The sequence below is a fragment of the Candidatus Halocynthiibacter alkanivorans genome, from assembly GCF_003333265.1.
GTDB lineage: Bacteria > Pseudomonadota > Alphaproteobacteria > Rhodobacterales > Rhodobacteraceae > Halocyntiibacter_A > Halocyntiibacter_A alkanivorans.
The window spans coordinates 1-17,946 of sequence record NZ_QOLB01000105.1; the positions used below are offsets into that span (position 1 = coordinate 1).

Annotated in this window: 15 protein-coding genes; 13 read left to right on the forward strand and 2 right to left on the reverse strand. The window is 55.7% G+C overall.

Annotated elements, in window-relative coordinates:
* Positions 1-513: 513 nt before the first annotated feature.
* From DWA01_RS12775 to DWA01_RS12790, 4 genes are all read left to right on the forward strand, one after another.
* On the forward strand, positions 514-1,620 hold the full coding sequence (locus tag DWA01_RS12775) for an Acg family FMN-binding oxidoreductase (RefSeq protein ID WP_114286219.1): 1,107 nt from the start codon (positions 514-516) through the stop codon (positions 1,618-1,620).
* The gene (locus tag DWA01_RS12780; protein ID WP_114286220.1) at positions 1,613-2,068 is read left to right on the forward strand and encodes a MarR family winged helix-turn-helix transcriptional regulator; all 456 of its coding nucleotides are present in this window, start codon (positions 1,613-1,615) and stop codon (positions 2,066-2,068) included. Before DWA01_RS12775 ends, DWA01_RS12780 begins: the two co-directional genes overlap by 8 nt.
* A gap of 17 nt (positions 2,069-2,085) precedes the next feature.
* Positions 2,086-2,448 (forward strand): transposase, encoded by a 363-nt coding sequence (locus tag DWA01_RS23630; RefSeq protein ID WP_114286221.1) that lies wholly within the window; start codon positions 2,086-2,088, stop codon positions 2,446-2,448.
* A gap of 274 nt (positions 2,449-2,722) precedes the next feature.
* Positions 2,723-4,702, forward strand: a complete 1,980-nt coding sequence (locus tag DWA01_RS12790; RefSeq protein WP_114286222.1) for a phytanoyl-CoA dioxygenase family protein — start codon at positions 2,723-2,725, stop codon at positions 4,700-4,702.
* 83 nt (positions 4,703-4,785) lie between these two features.
* Here DWA01_RS12790 and DWA01_RS12795 read toward each other — a convergent pair whose 3' ends face one another.
* The gene (locus DWA01_RS12795) at positions 4,786-5,673 is read right to left on the reverse strand and encodes a LysR substrate-binding domain-containing protein (RefSeq protein ID WP_136057747.1); all 888 of its coding nucleotides are present in this window, start codon (positions 5,671-5,673) and stop codon (positions 4,786-4,788) included.
* Between the two features lie 75 nt (positions 5,674-5,748).
* Here DWA01_RS12795 and psrA point away from each other — a divergent pair, with 75 nt between their 5' ends.
* The 4 genes from psrA (at position 5,749) to DWA01_RS12815 (ending at position 11,215) form a co-directional block, all read left to right on the forward strand.
* Positions 5,749-6,861 carry an iron-containing alcohol dehydrogenase PsrA gene (gene psrA, locus DWA01_RS12800; RefSeq protein ID WP_200832571.1) on the forward strand — a complete coding sequence of 371 codons (1,113 nt, stop codon included), beginning with the start codon at positions 5,749-5,751 and terminating at the stop codon, positions 6,859-6,861.
* A 174-nt stretch (positions 6,862-7,035) separates the two neighbouring features.
* Positions 7,036-8,280 (forward strand): phosphonoacetate hydrolase, encoded by a 1,245-nt coding sequence (phnA, locus tag DWA01_RS12805; RefSeq protein ID WP_114286225.1) that lies wholly within the window; start codon positions 7,036-7,038, stop codon positions 8,278-8,280.
* A 17-nt stretch (positions 8,281-8,297) separates the two neighbouring features.
* The gene (gene phnY / locus DWA01_RS12810) at positions 8,298-9,746 is read left to right on the forward strand and encodes a phosphonoacetaldehyde dehydrogenase (protein ID WP_114286226.1); all 1,449 of its coding nucleotides are present in this window, start codon (positions 8,298-8,300) and stop codon (positions 9,744-9,746) included.
* Positions 9,747-10,399: 653 nt separating this feature from the next.
* Entirely contained in the window at positions 10,400-11,215 is an 816-nt protein-coding gene (locus tag DWA01_RS12815; RefSeq protein WP_268807736.1) for an HAD-IIA family hydrolase, read from the forward strand.
* Between the two features lie 174 nt (positions 11,216-11,389).
* Here the strand turns inward: DWA01_RS12815 and DWA01_RS23315 are convergent, their stop codons facing one another.
* The gene (locus tag DWA01_RS23315) at positions 11,390-11,896 is read right to left on the reverse strand and encodes a hypothetical protein (RefSeq protein WP_200832572.1); all 507 of its coding nucleotides are present in this window, start codon (positions 11,894-11,896) and stop codon (positions 11,390-11,392) included.
* Here DWA01_RS23315 and DWA01_RS12825 point away from each other — a divergent pair.
* From DWA01_RS12825 to DWA01_RS12845, 5 genes are read left to right on the forward strand one after another with little or no spacing between them, the layout of a single operon-like run.
* A complete protein-coding gene (locus DWA01_RS12825) occupies positions 11,811-12,803 on the forward strand; it encodes a BMP family protein (protein WP_114286232.1) in 993 nt (330 codons plus the stop codon). The two genes, DWA01_RS23315 and DWA01_RS12825, sit on opposite strands and share 86 nt — an antisense overlap.
* 39 nt (positions 12,804-12,842) lie before the next feature.
* The gene (locus DWA01_RS12830; RefSeq protein WP_114286228.1) at positions 12,843-14,360 is read left to right on the forward strand and encodes an ABC transporter ATP-binding protein; all 1,518 of its coding nucleotides are present in this window, start codon (positions 12,843-12,845) and stop codon (positions 14,358-14,360) included.
* Positions 14,360-15,424 (forward strand): ABC transporter permease, encoded by a 1,065-nt coding sequence (locus DWA01_RS12835; RefSeq protein ID WP_419187006.1) that lies wholly within the window; start codon positions 14,360-14,362, stop codon positions 15,422-15,424. Before DWA01_RS12830 ends, DWA01_RS12835 begins: the two co-directional genes overlap by 1 nt.
* Positions 15,424-16,365 (forward strand): ABC transporter permease, encoded by a 942-nt coding sequence (locus DWA01_RS12840; RefSeq protein ID WP_114286230.1) that lies wholly within the window; start codon positions 15,424-15,426, stop codon positions 16,363-16,365. The genes DWA01_RS12835 and DWA01_RS12840 overlap by 1 nt, the downstream gene beginning before the upstream one ends.
* Positions 16,365-17,663, forward strand: a complete 1,299-nt coding sequence (locus DWA01_RS12845; protein ID WP_114286231.1) for an amidohydrolase family protein — start codon at positions 16,365-16,367, stop codon at positions 17,661-17,663. Before DWA01_RS12840 ends, DWA01_RS12845 begins: the two co-directional genes overlap by 1 nt.
* The last annotated feature ends 283 nt before the right edge of the window (positions 17,664-17,946 follow it).

Genomic DNA, 17,946 nt, shown 5'->3' on the forward strand with positions numbered 1-17,946 from the left:
TGGTTTGCGGAACCCTTCAGGGCCAGCGGTCAAAACCGCGCAAACAGGCCGGACACATGGCTGCTTCTGACAAAGGTACTGATTATATCAAAAATGTCTTGCTATGCAGGGGCCATCCACACAAGCCATTCGCTGCGCCCAGCACCAGGGACTGTTTAGCGGGACTTTCCAGACCTTCAATCGGATCCGTCCAACTGGTGTTTCCGGCCCGGGTCTGCCGTTCGTGACCACTGCGTTGATGGGCAGATTTGAGCGGAAGCGGGCATTCCATTCGCGTAGATTTCACTTTTTTGATGGGTGAAGCACTCGCGACTACTCTGCAACAGAGCGTCTGCCTCAGAGCAAACACCGCTCAAGTTAAGATTGAGACTTGTGCACGTCACCCTGGGCGCATCGTGTGCCAGGTGTGATAATACCGCGTGTGATGCTCTGACGATATAGTACGAAATCGCACTTGTTATTGGTGCGATGTCGTACTATACAGTTCGATATCGCACTTACTGGAGTAGAGCCATGACACTTTCAAGACGCAAAATGATAAGCCTGATCGGAGGCGGCGTTGTCCTGGCCGCGACGGCCTCTGCTGGTGGTTTCCTTGCAACCCGTCGCCCCACGCGGGCGCTGGCCCCCTGGTCGCTGGCAGGCACTTATACCGAGCCGCGGATGCGGGCGCTGTCCTATGCGATCCTCGCGCCAAACCCGCACAACCGGCAACCTTGGGTGGCCGAATTGCAGGGCGACAACATGCTGATCATCCACCGTGACAAATCGCGAAACCTGCCCGAGACCGATCCATTTGACCGTCAGTTGACCATTGGCATGGGGTGTTTTCTGGAACTCTTGCGGATGGCGGCGGCTGAGGACGGTTATGCGCTGGAAACCGAGCTGTTCCCGCAGGGTGATGACGGGCCGGTTGCGTTGATCCGCTTTGCAGAGGGTGGCGCGGCAGATCCACTGTTTGCGAATGTTTTTGACCGGCACACCAACCGGCAGGGCTATGAGGACCGGCCGGTTGCGAGCGATGCACAAGCGGCTTTGGCCGGTTTTGCCACGATCAAGAGTGATCCGGCCGATGTCGCAACGCTGCGAACCCTGACGTGGGAGGCGATGGCGATTGAGATGACGACGAAGCACGTCATGATGGAAAGTGTCGAATTGATGCGATTTGGCAAAGCCGAAATTGAAGCGAACCCCGACGGGATTTCATTGGGTGGGCCCTTTCTGGAAAGCCTGATGTTGGCCGGGATGCTAAGCCGTGAAGATCAGGCTGACCAAACCAGCGCCAGCTTTAAACAAGGGCTTGATATGATACAAAAGGCAATGGATGCGACGCCTGCTTTCGTGGTTCTGACAAGCAAGGGTAACGCGCGGGTTGATCAGATCAACGCGGGGCGTGACTGGATCAGGCTACATCTGGCCGCGACCGGGCTTGGGTTGTCGATGCAGCCTGTCAGTCAGGCGTTGCAGGAATACCCGGAGATGGCGGCGCATTACACCCAGGTCCACGAAATGCTGGCGGCCCCCGGTGAGACGGTTCAAATGCTTGGGCGGCTGGGATATGGTCCGGCAATTGACGCCAGCCCGCGCTGGCCTTTGGAGACACGTATCGCGCATGGCTAACGACAACCTTGGTCCTTATTTCGCACTGATCTACGAAGTTGGGATCATCAACCAGATCGGCACGGCGTTCCTTGAGGCCCGTCTGCCAGGCGACCTGCTGGTGTCTCATTTTGGCGTCGTCAGCCACTTGATCCGGGTTTGCGACGGGGCCACACCAATGGAACTGGCGCGCGCGTTTCAGGTGGCCAAGACGACAATGACCCATACGCTGGCCGGGCTGGAAAAACATGGGTTCGTCGAGATGCGCCCCAATCCCGGTGACAAGCGATCCAAACAAGTTTGGCTGACGCCAGCGGGGCAGCAGTTCCGCGACGACGCGTTGACGCAACTGGCGCCTCTGTTTGAGGCGTTGGGAGAGCGGTTTTCGTCTGAGCGGGTCGCCGCGATGCTGCCTGATCTGGCCGAGTTTCGTTCGGTGATCGACCGTCTGCGAGACGAGATGAAGTAGCGGAACAGGCGGTCGGGGTGGGTCGCAAAAAGGCGCCCGGAGACCGCCATCAGGATTTTGGCCCAACGCCCAAAACACAGTTTGGCGCGTTGGGCAAACAGCTTGCCAGTTTGGCAGGGCTTGCATCGATAGATCGTCAATCTGTCCAATGGCATGGAAAGTCATTCATTCAGGGCGGACGCAAACCTGTGCGTGACGCATTATATATGCCAGCGCTTGTTGCCATCCGCTGGAACCCGGATCTCAAGGCCGAATACGACCAGTTGCGGGCAACGGGTAAGCCAGCAAAACTTGTGATCGTTGCGATTATGCGCAAGCTCGTTGAAATGGCGAATCCTTTGGTCAAAGCAAATCGAAAGTGGGTACCAAAAATAGCCTGACCAGGACGGATACCCTGGACTTACAACAACGAGCGACCCAACATTGGTACGCAAAGACCTGGCCTCAGTGCGCTCAGCCATCGTCAATGCTCACAATCAAATCCCAGTTGAAGAACTCCTGCCATGGACTTACGCTGCCAAATTGTGAGCGGCGCACCGGCTACGGTATATCGCTCTGTCCGGCCAAAAATTTGCCCAATTATGGGCACTTTCTTTGATATTATGCACGCAGGCTCAGATCGACAGGACCCACTGTGCAGCCGCTTCAGGAGCAATGGAGTTAGTAAAAGCGATGGAAGAACCTGTTGAAAAGTCTGCGCCATCCAATCAATTTATGGAGGATGCCCTTGTTTGGGCACAAAGCCACTTCACGTTCTCTGTCTCCGACCGTGTGGCAAACCACATATGGGCAAAAACATACAGATTGTCTGGCCAGGGGGAGGCGGAAGCGTATCTCAAGCTTCTGACGCCTGCCAGCAAAGGCGCAAACCTTGCGATAGAAAGTATCTCTCAGAGCTTTCAGCCACACGTGCCGGACCTGATCAAGGCAGATGCGGACAAGGGTATTTTCCTTTTCCGGAGTCACGGCGGCACCGCATTTGACCGTCGGCTTGATGCTGACATCAAACAGAAAGTTCTTTCGCTTTACGCCGATATTCAAAGCAGGGCGAAATCCCAGCCGGACTCAATTTCCAAGTTGCCTCAGGTAACGTGCGTCGAACAAATCGACATGCTTCTTAACCTGCTGGATCAAGCCGTGAGTACCGATATCGATCCATTGGTGACGGGGAATCCCTTTCTCTACATGCGTTCCCGTACCGTGGAGAAGTACCGCAACGTATTTCGAGCCGCCGAACCACTCTTTCGCCGCCACCTGGAAAAGGCAGACAGGCTGCCTGCCACACTCAATCATTGTGACTTGCGCGCTAAGAATATTGCACAGCGACCGGATGGTTCGATCTGTATTTTTGATTGGGATGACGCGGTTCTGGCACCTCCGGGATTGTCGCTGCACGCCCAGTTCAGCGGTAGCATGAGGGTTCATCTGGCGTTGGCGCCCTCATCGGTCATTGAGACCCCCGATCGCAGAGCTCTCGAAAGCTACCTGCAGGTATTGTCCTCCAGCGAACAATTTTCATCACCTCAGCTCAGGGAAGGAATTCCAGCCGCGGCCTGCGCGGGTGTGATGCGTTACATCACGAATTTTGCAGAATACCCAACCACAAACATAAGGGAACGCAAGTCCATCGTGCAAAACGTTCGCAAGCGGTTGTCTGATTTGCTGGATGTGGCTGGCGCACTGGCGGTGACACACAAGGAAACGGCGGCCGAACTGGCGCAGGTTCTGGACAACAACGGCAGATCCGAGCGTGCGGACCAACTGCGGCGCGCAGTGGCCGACAGCTCTCTGCCCCGAAAACAGTACCTGAAATTGCTCAAAGCTTCTGATCCGCCTGACGTGTTCCCGACGATCGAAATTCCAGACTGCGAAAAAGCCAACGGTGCAATATCCGATAGCCGAATGCACCTGGCTGTAGAGATGTTTCAGCGCCACGGTGGTCTCTTGATCAGGAACGCGTTCCCAACCGAATTGATTGAGCGTTGCCGCAGGACGTTCGATGCGTTGCATGAACGTCATCAGAAAGACATCTCGCAGGGAGCAGCGCTCCGGGTTGGTGATCAGCGTTTCATGATTTCGCTGGAACTTTCCGGTGCCTTCGCTGACCCCGGCCTCATATCATCGCCCTTCGTCTTACCAATCCTGCACCGCCTGCTGACGCGCAATGCCATTCTCGGCAGCTCCACGGTGGTCGCGTCGATGCCGGGCGCAAAAGATCAGAGATTACACAGGGACAACCCCCCTCTGTTTGAAGAGTTTTCGGGAATGGAGACGCCCAGCTTCTGTATTGCTCTGATCGTTCCGCTGATTCCTCTCAACGATCAGACGGGAGCAACCCGCATCATCAAAGGGAGCCATAAACTCCGCACCCGGGAAGCAGACGGGCAACCGTTTCAGAACCCAACGGTCGATCTCGGGTCCTGCTACCTGATGGATTGCCGCCTGTTTCACCAGGGTATGGCCAACAACAGTGACAGAGTTCGCCCGATCCTAAGCCTTGTCTATCAGAGGCCATGGTACAGGGATCACAAGAACTTCAGGCAACAGTCTCCACTGACCATATCTGCCAACCAGCTTTCGCAAAGTCCTGAAAACATGCGCAAGCTGGTCCAATGGGCCAGAGCACCGACATAAACATCAAAGCCGTCACATCTTCACGTGTTCCGGAAGCCGGTCATTCACCTGAAAACTCAAGGAAGGACAAGGCCGCAGGATACTCAGGCCAGCGTGATCTCACGAAACGCTCCTATCAGCCGCGACAAATGTCGTTCTTTCAGGTACGCCAGAAAATATTGAGTGCTGATATCTGCATCATGAATTGGAATGGCCCGCAGGTTTGGGTGGGGGATAAATTCAAAATCGGCCACGAATCCGATGCCAAGCCCTTGTTCAACGGCTTTCCAGATGCCTTCCCTGCTGCCGAGATCCAGCATGACATCAATCGACACGTTGTGCTCTTGCAAGGCGCGTTCCATGGCGATCCGTGTGGTTGAGCCGATCTCGCGCTGCACAATTTTCTGATCTTGCAACTCATGAATGGAGATGCTGTCGCGATCAAAGAAAGGATGATCAGAGTTTGCGAACACCACGACTTCATGCGAGCTGTAGGGCAACGTCATGACGAGCGGGTCGGCGTTGACCCCGGCAATCAGCCCAACATCGGCCTCATAGGCCAGCAAGCGTTCAAAGCTGAGCTGTGAGTTGCCGAACTGCACGCTGATGTCGATCCTGGGATAGCGTGCTTTGAAGGCGACAATCATATCGGTGGCGTGAAACGGTCCGACGGCGGCGATACGAAGCGAGCCTGAATGCAACCCTTTGAACGAGTTCAACAAATCCTCTGCTTCAGTTTCATATTGCGTCAGGAGCTGCGTCGTCCGAAACAGTTCCCGGCCGGCCGGCGTCAGGTGGACCTCCCGGCCGATGCGGCTGAACAGGTTCACATCATACCGTGTTTCCAGGGCTTTGACCTGTGTCGACAGCGTTGGCTGGCTGATGTTCAGCGCCCGCGCAGCAGCGGAAAATCCGCCATGTTGTGCGACGGCGTGAAAGGAGCGAAGGGCAGTTGCAAGCATAGGCTGAGTATATAGAGGCAATTGAAACAATCAATTTGTTAAATAGATTAGCTTTGCACAAACTGTGGCGAAATACGCAGCTGGAGAAAAGCAGAGGATGGAATGATGTGGACCTATCAGAACCCGGTGAAAATAGTGTTCGGGAGTGGTCAGTTCGCGGCCCTGTCAGACATGATCGCGGGTCGCAGCTATGCTTTGATAACTTATCCGGACAGCCCGTTCGGGGAGCTGACGGCGCAACTGGCAGCAAAAGCCGGGCAGCCCGTGTTGGTTATCAACGACATTGCTCCAAACCCTGATACACGTTTGCTGGCCGTTCAGTCGGCCCGTTTCGCTGAATTGCCCCAAATGCCCGATGTCATTGTAGCGCTCGGCGGCGGATCGGTGATCGACTCAGCAAAAGTATTCGCCGCAGCCGCTGGTAATTTCAGCAAAGTTCTGCATTTTCTTCAAACCAAGACAGGCGAAGAGGCTCTGTCTGCGATCCCGATCATTGCGGTGCCAACAACGGCGGGGACCGGCAGTGAAGTCACCTGCTGGGCCACGGTCTGGGATGAAGAGAACAGCCGCAAATTCTCACTGGCACGAAAGGTGCTGTATCCCGAAGTTGCACTGATCGATCCGGCCCTGATGCTGGGCAAACCTTATGGTCTGACACTGGCAACGGCGCTGGATGCGCTGTCGCATTCGATCGAAAGCATCTGGAACGTTAACGCCAATCCGGTTTCAGCGCGTCATGGCGTGGCCGCTGCACGTGCGATCCTGCGCGACTTGCCCAAACTGTTGGTCGATCTGGGAAATCTTGAACTGCGCAGCAACATCGCCGAGGCGTCTTTGAATGCAGGTCTGGCGTTTTCCAACACCAAGACCGCGATTGCCCACAATATCTCCTATCCCATCACTCTGGGGTGGGGCGTGCAGCATGGCATTGCCTGTTCCTTTACTCTGCCGACGATCCTGCAATCGGTAATTGGGACGGGCGGGTTTCGGGAGGACAGCCTGAAGGCGATCTTTGGCGAAGATCTGAGCAAAGGTGCCGACAGTCTGACCGCCTTCCTGAAACAACTTGGTGTGGGGCATCGCTTCGCCGATCACAAAATTCCCACCGGCAGTTTCAGAGGCATTGTAGACGAGGCATTCGCTGGCGAGCGGGGTAAGAACTTCATCGGCTCTAAAGAGAGCTTTCTGGAAGCATCCCACCAGCGGGGTGTCATTTAACAGTCGGAAAACCTGCGTGCTGGCGCAATTTTCCTGTTCATTTTCGCCAATGTCCGGAAGTTGGAACATATCTCAGGCTGGCGATACAGCGCAGACAGACGGGCCATGTAGCTTGGCCCACTTCGATCAAAATGACTAAATCTGGAGCATTCCAGGTAAGAAAGGAACTACCCGATGACGATTCAAACTCCAGTTGTGGCCAATGGGCGTGAATATCCTGCCCCCAAAACCTGTGCTATTGCGATTTGCCTTGATGGTTGTGAGCCGGAATACCTCGAAAAGGCGATTGCTGACGGGTTGATGCCGACCCTGAAGCGGATGCGCGAAACCGGCACGGACCGTCTGGCCCATTCGGTGATCCCCAGCTTCACCAACCCCAACAACCTGAGCATCGCCACAGGTCGTCCTCCGGTGGTTCACGGCATCTGCGGCAACTACCTTTATGACCCGGAAACCGGCGAAGAAGTGATGATGAACGATGTGCGTTTCCTGCGCGCGCCCACCTTGTTCAGCAAATTCTACGAGGCTGGGGCCCGGGTTGCCATCGTCACCGCCAAGGACAAGCTGCGTGCCTTGCTTGGCGCTGGTCTGAAGTTTGACGACGATCGTGCGAAATGTTTCTCGGCGGAGAAATCCGACACCTCGACACTGGCCGATCATGGTCAGGATGAAGCCAGTAAATGGTTGGGCATGGCACAGCCGGAAGTCTATTCCGCTGACCTGTCCGAGTTTGTATTTGCGGCAGGTGTTAAATTGTTGCGAGACTGGAAGCCGGACGTGATGTACCTGACCACGACGGACTATGTTCAGCACAAATATGGCCCCGATGATGCACAGGCCAAGTCGTTCTACGAAATGTTCGACAAATATCTGACCGAGCTGGATGCCATGGGCGCCGCAATTGTGGTGACTGCGGATCACGGCATGAAACCCAAGCACCTGGAAGATGGGTCGCCGGCGGTTGTTTATGTTCAGGATCTGCTGGACGAATGGCTGGGCGAAGCGGCTGCGCGTCTGATCCTGCCGATCACTGACCCCTATGTGGTTCACCACGGCGCCCTGGGCTCGTTTGCGACAGCATATCTGCCAGACGGCGCAGATCAGGCAGATATCATGGCCAAGCTGCGGGCCACCAAAGGCATCACCCATGTGCTGACCAATGCAGAGGCCGTTGCGCGCTTTGAGCTGCCAGGTGACCGTATCGGTGACATTATTCTGGTATCCGGTGAAAACATCTGTATCGGGACCTCGGAACATCGCCATGATCTGGCGGCTTTGAAAGAACCTTTGCGCAGCCATGGTGGTCTGACAGAGCAAGAAGTGCCTTTCATTGCCAACCGGGTCCTTCCCCTGCCCGAACGTCCGGTTCTGCGCAATTTTGATGCGTTCTATTATGCCACTGTTGCGGCCGCGCTTTGAATGGAAAGGTCAGCAAAATGACAAATGTAGAAATTCGGCATGAAGGGATGCGCATCGGTGGCGAAATCGTCTTTACGGATGATGTCGTTGAGGTGAAGTACCCCTACACCGACGAGGTGATTGGTACCGTACCGGCAGGTCAGGCCGAACATGCCCGCAAAGCTTTTGAGATCGCTGCCAATTATACGCCGACCCTGTCGCGTCATGAGCGCTCAATGATCCTGCAACGTGCGTCGGTCCTGATTGGGGAACGTCGCGATTACCTGGCCAAATGGCTGACACTTGAACTGGGTATTTGCCAGCAGCATGCGATCTATGAAACCCGCCGGGCACAGGATGTATATCTGTTCGCCTCACAACAGGCCCTGATCGATGACGGGCAGATTTTCTCGTGTGACCTGACTCACAATGGTAAAGAACGTAAGATCTTTACCAAACGTGAGCCGGTGAAAGCGATTTCAGCGATCACCCCTTTCAACCACCCGTTGAACATGGTCAGCCACAAGATTGCGCCGGCCATTGCAACCAACAACTGTGTGGTTTGTAAGCCAACAGAACTGACCCCGCTGACCGCGATTGCGCTGGCGGATATTCTGTACGAAGCTGGTTTGCCGCCTGAAATGTTCCAGATTGTGACCGGATGGCCGCAGGACATTGGGGATGAAATGATCACCAATGAGAACATCGATATCATCACCTTCACCGGTGGTGTTCCGGTCGGCAAGATGATCGCATCCAAGGCAGCCTATAAGCGTCAGGCGCTGGAACTGGGCGGCAACGACCCGCTGATCATCTGTAACGACCTGTCAGATGAAGACCTGGAAAAAGCTGCTACGATTGCCGTTGCAGGGGCCACAGGAAACTCGGGGCAGCGCTGTACAGCGGTGAAACGTATCCTGGTACAGGAATCTGTCGCGGACAAATTCGTGCCGCTGGTGCTGGAAAAAGCCAGGGCGATCAAATTCGGCGATCCTCAGGATCCTGAGACTCAGCTTGGCTGTGTCATTCACGCACAGGCCGCCGAACTGTTCGAAAAACGCGTCTATATGGCGGAAGAACAGGGTGCAAAAATTCTGTATCATCCGGGCCGCAAGGGCGCGCTGTTGCCACCGATCGTGGTGGACCATGTGCGTCACGACAGCGAGTTGGTTATGGAAGAGACCTTTGGTCCGATCATTCCGATTGTGCGGGTTCCCGACAATGACGAAGAGGTCATGGCGATCTCGAACTCGACCGATTTTGGATTGTCATCGGGTGTGTGCACCAACGATCTGCACCGCGCCATCGCCTATATCAACGGGCTGGACGTTGGCACCTGCAACATCTGGGAGCAACCCGGATACCGGATTGAAACGTCCCCCTTTGGCGGCATCAAAGACAGCGGTAATGCGGTCAAAGAAGGCGTAACCGAAGCGATGAAGTTTTTCACCAATGTGAAGACCTATTCGCTGCCCTGGCCCGGCTGATACGCGGGTCACCCCTTTGGCGGCCCCGAAAAGGGCCGCTTTTTTCTTGTGCCCTGGTGGCTAAATCCGGGCGGAAAAGGTCATGAGCGACGGCTGAGTTTTTGATCTGGTCGTGGCCTGAACTGCGCGTGTGTATTGCTCATCCGGATGGTTGTATTACGCAGCGGCTGAGCGGCTTTTCTAACGGCGCAGCATCCAGTTAAGGCAATAATGGAACGCTGGAACGCTGGAACGCTGGAATGCTGGAATGCTGGAATGCTGGAATGCTGGAATGCAAAGACAGCCTCAGTGCGGTTCGCAATGTCCACTCTGAGGAAGCCGCACATTTGGTTCTTCGGGCAGATAATATAATCTGCGCACGCGCCGGGTGAAGCCGGGAGGGTGGATGTGGCAAGTTGCGCGGGATCATGGCCCTTTTAAGCACTTCAAACTTTGGGGTTATTTAGCGGCAAAACTAAAGGCCAATGCTTATGCCGAGTAAAGTCAGACCTTACAATCAGACAAATCCCTGTAGGGCAAACTTAAATAGCGGGATATGTCGGGGACAGAAACTTAACGCCAGCATCCCGGTGGTCTGGGTAAATAGACTTTCTGCCAGCTGACGATCCCGGTTTCCGCCAAAGGCACAGGACAACGACTAAATGCAGCAAGATATGGATCGACCTGGCTCCCTGCTCGAAGGTGCCGAAGGAATTCTGTGTGACCTGGACGGGTGTTTGATTTCTGGCGACCAGCTTCTGGCCGGAGCAGTTGAGTTCATTCACGCGTATGGCGACAAAATGGTGGTGGTGACAAATAACTCTACTGACTCACCGGGCTCTCTCAGTCGCCGGCTCGAAGCAATTGGGCTGCATATTCCCGCCAGTCGAATTTTGTTGGCAGGCATCTGTGCCGTTGAAATGATCGCCGGGCAATCTCCCGGCGCGCAAGTATTTATTGCGGGCACCGATGAAATCGCCAGACACGCGGAGGCACAGGGGCTGGCGCTAGTGACCGACACTCCGGATATTGTTTTGCTCACCCGTGACGAAAAATTTTCATACCAGACACTACAGGCAATCATTGGCCATCTGGTGGGCGGGGCTGTTCTTTGGGTGGCAAATACAGACAGGACCCATCCTGGTCAGAACGGACACCCGGTGCCGGAAACCGGTACTTTGCTGGCCGCCATCAGAAGTTGCCTGCCAGATACGATATGGGAAGAAGTCGGAAAACCCAGCGGCGCTCTCTACCAAAAAGCACTTGATCTGCTTGGCCTGGCGCCAGAGCAAACTGTGGCAGTTGGTGATAACCCGGACACTGACGGTGAAGGTGCGCGCAGGGCCGGCATTCGGTCCATCATCATCGGAGGTGACGTGACCGGAGCCAGGTCCCTGGCAGATCTTTTGCCTGTCTCCGATTTTCCGGTCACCGGTGACGGTAACATTGGGTCAGAGGCTCCCGCTAAGACGGGCCTGAATGATGATTAGGCCACCACTGATCACATACGGCAACACACCAATCTGAAGCGAGAAAGAGGCACTTGGACGAGGTGAATGTTTGGGAGGGAACGAGCCAATTCGTCTCCTGTCCCTGCCCGGCCCTAACGGGGCTAAGAGCAGACCTACAGTTAGCCTGGGCAGACCGGCGGGACGATTTTGGTGTTACTGTAGCTTGTCTCTGCGGGCTTCTTCGCGCCTCTCGCCATCTGTAGAAGCCAGACCTGCCAACCCCAAAATACCGGCATGCTTTGCGCGCATTGCCGATCTTCCCGGCATGTTGAAGCATTCTAAGTTTGCGTTGAATGTCGTGCTTTTCGTTCGACTTGAAAACGTCCTCCAGCCCAATTCAGGGAAGTTACGGGAAGTGTCCCGGGCGCCGTGCATATCTGCACCGTTATCAAAAACTCTCATTTTCAGCATATGTGGGCCGAGCCATCTGAACCCAGCATCTGAGCGTATTTGTTCCCTGATTGCTGCCTTCCCATTATTCAATGACTGGTGATTTATCTTGACCGATTGGTCAAAATGCGCATGGCTTCTCAAGGAATAAGTGCCGAAGAGCAACAACAGCGAGGGATTTGATATGAGATTACCCAGATTATTATCCAGAAGAGGCGTGATTGCCGGAGCAACAATGTTCGGGTTGATGATGACTTCAGCAGCAGCCATGGCAGAGGTTGTGAAGGTCGCCGGAATTTTTACCCTGCCGGTAGAGCAACAATGGATCAGCCGGATTCATATTGCGCTGAACGCAGCAGAAGAACGCGGCGACATTGAATATGTTTATTCCGAGAACGTTTCCAACACCGACTATGAGCGCGTTATGCGTGAATATGCCGAGAGCGGTGTTGATCTGATCGTTGGCGAGGTATTCGGCCTTGAACGTGCCGCCCGTAAAGTGGCCGCAGTTTACCCCGATACGGCCTTCCTGATGGGATCGAGCTTCCCGCCGCAGGAGCCGAACTTTTCGGTGTTTGACAACTTCATTCACGAACCGGCGTATCTGTCCGGAATGGTTGCCGGTGCTGCGAGTGATAGCAACGTGATCGGCATGGTCGGGGGCTATGCCATCCCCGAGGTTAACCGACTGATGAACGCGTTTATGGAAGGTGCCCGGGAAACGAACCCCGAAGTCACCTTCCTCGTGAACTTCATTGACAGCTGGTATGATCCGCCCAAAGCAAAAGAAAGCGCCTTTGCGATGATGGATGCGGGTGCTGACGTTATGTATGCGGAACGCTTTGGTGTTTCCGATGCAGCTGTTGAACGGGGTGCCAAGGCAATTGGCAACGTGATCGACACCTCGGGCGAATATCCCGGCACCATCCTTGCCTCGGCGCTTTGGCATATGGGTCCGACTGTCGATACGGCTATTGCGGCGGTGGCAGATGGCTCCTATGCGGCGGATGACTATGGTCAATACAGCTATATGGCCTATGGCGGTGGTTCGTTGGCGCTGGATGAATCTCTGATCCCGGCTGACGTTGTCGCGGCGGTAAAAGCCAGGGAAGCGGCAATCATGGATGGCAGCTACACGCTCACCGTGAACGACGAAGCCCCAGTTTCCGACAACTAAGAACAGGAGGGCCGGTTTCGACCGGCCTCTTTTTTACCTATGGCAAATACCCGCGTTCTTTCTCTGAACAACCTTTCCAAGCGGTTTGGTTCGGTTGTCGCCAATGATGCTGTCAGCATTGAGCTGCATCGTGGCGAAGTCCTGGCATTGCTGGGCGAAAACGGTGCTGGGAAAACCACACTGATGAATATGCTTTTCGGGCATTACATGCCGGACAGCGGCTCGATTGACGTTGCCGATGAACGGGGGGACATGCACCCTCTCACCCTGGGCCACCCACAGGCCGCCCTGGATGCTGGAATCGGCATGGTGCATCAGCACTTTACCCTGGCTGAGAACCTGACGGTGCTGGACAGTATTCTGCTGGGCTCCGAAAGCCTGTGGTCATGGCGGCACAAACGCAAGGCGGCCCGTGAAAAGGTCGGCCGGATTATGGTGCGGACCGGCCTGGTTGCGCCGCTGGATGAACAGGTCGGCAAGCTCACCGTGGGGGAACGACAAAGGGTCGAGATCCTCAAGGCACTTTATCACGATGCGCGTATCCTGGTGCTCGACGAACCAACCGCCGTACTGACCCCGCAAGAGGCCGACGCCCTGTTTGAAAATATCGGCGCGATGACCAAAGACGGGTTGTCGGTGATCTTTATCTCACACAAGTTGCGCGAAGTACTGGCATTTTCGCATCGGATCGCAGTGCTGCGGCATGGCCAACTGGTTGGCGAGATCGCAACATCTGATGCCGATGAACGGGTAATCGCCCGGATGATGGTTGGTGCAGACACGCCGGCCACGCCTCGTGATGCAATGGAGCCGGGGGCACCGGTGCTGGAACTCAGGGCTGCCACCGTCAAAGGCGACAGCGCCCGGACAAGCCTGCATGCGGCGGACCTTACGATCCATGCACATGAAATCGTGGGCATCGCCGGTGTGTCAGGCAACGGACAATCGGTGTTGGCGCGGATGGTATCGGGTCTGGCATCTCCGGACAGTGGTGAGATGTGGGTAAGTGGCGACCGGATTAACCGCTTTACGCCACCGGTGCTGCAAAAGGCCGGCGTTGGCCGTATTCCTGAAGACCGGCACCATGACGGTGTGATTGGCGCTATGTCTGTTGCCGAAAACCTGGTGATCGAACGGTTGAGCGACAGCGATGTCCAGAAACGCGGTTTTTTGCTGCATAAATCTATTCGCCGCCACGCTGAAGAGCTTTGCAAAGAGTATGACGTTCGGGGACCAGGGATTGATGCCGATGCCAGACTGTTATCCGGTGGCAATATCCAAAAACTGATTTTGGCGCGGGTGTTTGAGTGCATGCCGGACTTGATTTTGGCAAACCAACCCACGCGTGGACTCGATTTGGGCGCGGCTGCTGAAGTGTCCCGTCGCCTGCTGGAAGCCCGGTCCCGCGGTGCAGCTGTGTTGCTGATATCCGAAGACCTTGACGAGGTTCTGGCCTTGTCAGACCGCATTATTGTCATCCATGACGGCCAGTTGCATGAGGCCCACAGCAAAGACCGCGAGGCCATTGGCCTGATGATGGCAGGAGAGCACGCATGATCAGGATCGAACCACGTGAAGCGCCTTCCCGCTGGTGGACCATCGGGGTTCCGATGGCTTCTGCGCTGTTGGCACTCCTGCTTGCAGCCATTCCGCTGATGGCAGCCGGGGCCAATGTTTTCGAGGCGTATGCCCATATGGCCAAAGGGATATTCGGGTCAACATTTGCGTTCACCGAAATGCTGACCCGTGCAACACCGCTCATTTTTACCGGCCTTGCGGCAACATTGGCGTTTCGGGCCAAGCTTTGGAATATCGGCGCCGAGGGCCAGCTGTACCTCGGGGCAATGGCGGCTGTGACTGTTGGCACCGGGCTGATTGATGCACCGTCACTTATACTTATCCCGATCATTCTGCTGGCGGGTGCCGCTGCTGGCGCTGCAGGCATGGCAGGGCCGGCCTATCTGAAAACCAGATTTGGCGCGGACGAGGTTGTGACCACGCTGCTGCTAAACTTCATCATTCTGATCTTTTTGCAGATGATGCTGGAGGGGCCGCTCAAAGACCCGATGGGGATGGGCTGGCCGCAGTCAGAACCAATTGTCGACAATGGAATACTGCCGCAGCTAATGCCGCGCATGCGTCTCCATGCCGGATTGATCATTGCATTGGTTGCGGCGGCAATTGCCCATGTCATGCTGTCCAACAGCGTTTGGGGATTCAAGCTGCGTGCCGTTGGTGAAAACGCCGCCGCAGCGCTGCATGCTGGCATTGGCGTAAAACGCACCATGATGAGCGCGGCAATTGTTTCCGGTGCCGTGGCTGGAATTGCGGGGGTCAGTGAAGTCGCGGGCTTGCGCGGCTACCTGACCACCGACCTGTCACCCGGCTTTGGCTATACCGGTATTGTGGTTGCCATGCTGGCCGGACTGTCGCCGATTGGCGTGGTGATATCGGCGGTCTTTATCGCCTCGGTATTCGTTGGGGCTGACACCATGAGCCGCGCCATGGGCGTTTCGAGCTATCTGGCCGATCTGGTGGTCGCCTTGTCGTTGATCTGCGTGCTGATTGGCGGCTTTATCGCCCGCTACCGTATCACCCGAACCAACAAGGGAGATGCGTGATGGATATTCTGCAAATCCTGATATCCGACAGTTTCTGGGCCGCTGCCCTGCGCATTGCCACACCCTTGATCTTTGGCGTGCTTGGCGCCCTGATATGCGAGAGATCCGGGGTGTTGAATCTCGGCATCGAGGGCATTTTTGCTGCCGGAGCCATGGCGGGCTGGATGGCCGTCTGGCTGGGGGCCGGCCTGTGGGGCGGTTTGCTGGTCGCCGCGATGGTTGGAGGTTTTTTTGGCCTGATCCACGCCATATTGACTGTGCCGCTGGGGCTGTCACAGCATGTCTCGGGGCTGGGGGTGACAATGCTCGCCACCTCGGTCAGTTATTTCACCTATCGCACGGCACTGCCACAGGTGTCCTCACCGCCAAAAATCGAACCGTTTCAGCCGCTGGATATACCCGTGCTGTCTGAATTGCCGTTCATCGGGCCGGTATTGTTCCAGCAAACAGCGATGACATGGCTGGCGCTTTTCATGGTCGCACTGGTGTGGTGGGTGTTGAACCGCACGCCCCTGGGTCTGGCCATTCGGGCGGTGGGTGACAACCCGGATGCGGTAGATGCGCAGGGGCTGTCAGTTTACGGCTTGCGGATCGGAGCGATTGTTGCCGGCTCGGCCCTGATGGCACTCGGCGGCGCGTTTCTGACCATGTCTGCCTTTGATTCATTCTTCTTTGGCATGGTGAACGGGCGGGGCTGGATATGTATCGCGCTGGTCATTTTTGCAAGCTGGCGACCAGGCAAAGCTTTGCTGGGGGCGTTGTTATTTGGGGCTTTTGACGCCTTTCAGGTGCGCCTGCAAACCGAGGTCGGTGCCTTTGTGCCGTCACAGGTCTTCCTGATGGCGCCGTATGTATTGTCAATTTTTGCTCTTGTGATTGTCGCCCGCCGTGCCGAATATCCCGGCGCATTGTTGAAACCATGGTTCAAGGGACAACGCTGATGGGTTTTGATCTGATCATAAAGAATGCCACCCTCCCCGACGGGCAAGTGGGCGTTGATATTGCCTGCGAAAACGGAGTGATCGCTGCCGTGGAGCGCGGCATCAAAGCCGGTGCCAAAGAGGTAATCGAGGCCAATGGCCAGTTGGTTTCACCCCCTTTCATCGACCCGCATTTCCATATGGACGCCACCCTGTCACTCGGCACGCCACGTATGAATGTCTCGGGCACATTGCTGGAGGGCATTGCACTGTGGGGCGAGCTGAAGCCGGTACAAACTGTTGACGATATCATTGAACGGGCGATGCGATATTGCGATCTGGCAGTCTCAATGGGGATCGGAGCCATCCGCAGTCACGTGGATATCTGCGATGATGACCTTAAAGGCGTCGCAGCCTTGCTTGAGGTCCGCAAGCAAGTTGCGCCCTATCTCGAGCTGCAACTGGTGGCTTTCCCGCAAGATGGCGTGTTCCGCGACCCGGCAGCCCAAGGTAATCTGATCCGTGCGCTTGATATGGGGGTGGATGTGGTCGGCGGTATTCCTCATTTTGAACGCACCATGCAAGACGGCGCAGATTCAGTGAAATACCTGTGCGAAGTGGCGGCGGACCGTGGTTTGCTGGTCGATTTGCACTGCGATGAAAGCGACGATCCTCTCAGCCGCCATGTGGAAACACTTGCTTTTGAAACGACACGGCTGGGCTTGCAGGGACGCGTTACCGGATCGCATCTGACCTCGATGCATTCGATGGACAATTATTATGTATCCAAGCTGATCCCTCTGATGGTTGAAGCCGGTTTGCATGTCATTCCCAACCCGTTGATCAACATCATGTTGCAGGGGCGTCATGACTCATACCCCAAACGCAGGGGCCAGACGCGGGTTCCCGAATTGAAAGCGGCGGGGCTCACGGTTGGGTTTGGGTCCGATTGCGTCATGGACCCGTGGTATTCTCTTGGCAAGGCCGACATGCTGGACGTTGCCCATATGGGGCTGCACGTCGCTCAACTGTCCAGCCGTGCCGATATGGCATGGTGTTTTGACGCCGTTACCGTCAATTCTGCCCGGATCATGGGGCTGGAGGGCTATGGGCTGGAAAAAGGCTGTAAGGCCAATATGGTTTTACTACAGGCGACAGATCCGATCGAGGCAATTCGATTGCGCGCTACCCGACTGGCCGTGATCCGTAGCGGTCAGGTGATTGCCCGCAGTCCGCACGCTATATCCGAATTATGCCTGACTGGTCGCCCGAACCGCATTGATCCCGCGCAATATGCACCTAAGTCAACGGGCGGCTAACCGGTCTGCATGAGCCGCAGTAAATCTGACATTCTTTCTTGCGTCGGATATCCGCTAAAGGAAACTGCGCAATGTCCCTCCCGGCCGCAGCGAACGCCCGCTTTTCCCCATCCTGACAAATTTGTACGGCAGCAACATTGGTCAATCAGCCCTGATCTGATGGGGTGGATGGCTCCTGCTCCAACCGACGTCGCGATGCGTCATACTGCAGGTGTCAAAATCTGCTATTGTGAGGAGCCGCCCCATGCAAGTTACAACAATCGGCGTCGATCTGGCCAAGAAT

What these genes read in the sequence shown, in the direction of transcription:
- phnY (WP_114286226.1), top strand. Translation starts at nt 8,298, where the DNA reads ATGACAAATGTAGAAATTCGGCATGAAGGGATGCGCATCGGTGGCGAA.
- DWA01_RS12815 (WP_268807736.1), top strand. Translation starts at nt 10,400, where the DNA reads ATGGATCGACCTGGCTCCCTGCTCGAAGGTGCCGAAGGAATTCTGTGT.
- DWA01_RS12780 (WP_114286220.1), top strand. Translation starts at nt 1,613, where the DNA reads ATGGCTAACGACAACCTTGGTCCTTATTTCGCACTGATCTACGAAGTT.
- DWA01_RS12845 (WP_114286231.1), top strand. Translation starts at nt 16,365, where the DNA reads ATGGGTTTTGATCTGATCATAAAGAATGCCACCCTCCCCGACGGGCAA.
- DWA01_RS12790 (WP_114286222.1), top strand. Translation starts at nt 2,723, where the DNA reads ATGGAGTTAGTAAAAGCGATGGAAGAACCTGTTGAAAAGTCTGCGCCA.
- DWA01_RS12825 (WP_114286232.1), top strand. Translation starts at nt 11,811, where the DNA reads ATGAGATTACCCAGATTATTATCCAGAAGAGGCGTGATTGCCGGAGCA.
- DWA01_RS23315 (WP_200832572.1), bottom strand. Translation starts at nt 11,896, where the DNA reads ATGGCTGCTGCTGAAGTCATCATCAACCCGAACATTGTTGCTCCGGCA.
- psrA (WP_200832571.1), top strand. Translation starts at nt 5,749, where the DNA reads ATGTGGACCTATCAGAACCCGGTGAAAATAGTGTTCGGGAGTGGTCAG.
- DWA01_RS12775 (WP_114286219.1), top strand. Translation starts at nt 514, where the DNA reads ATGACACTTTCAAGACGCAAAATGATAAGCCTGATCGGAGGCGGCGTT.
- DWA01_RS12830 (WP_114286228.1), top strand. Translation starts at nt 12,843, where the DNA reads ATGGCAAATACCCGCGTTCTTTCTCTGAACAACCTTTCCAAGCGGTTT.
- phnA (WP_114286225.1), top strand. Translation starts at nt 7,036, where the DNA reads ATGACGATTCAAACTCCAGTTGTGGCCAATGGGCGTGAATATCCTGCC.
- DWA01_RS12840 (WP_114286230.1), top strand. Translation starts at nt 15,424, where the DNA reads ATGGATATTCTGCAAATCCTGATATCCGACAGTTTCTGGGCCGCTGCC.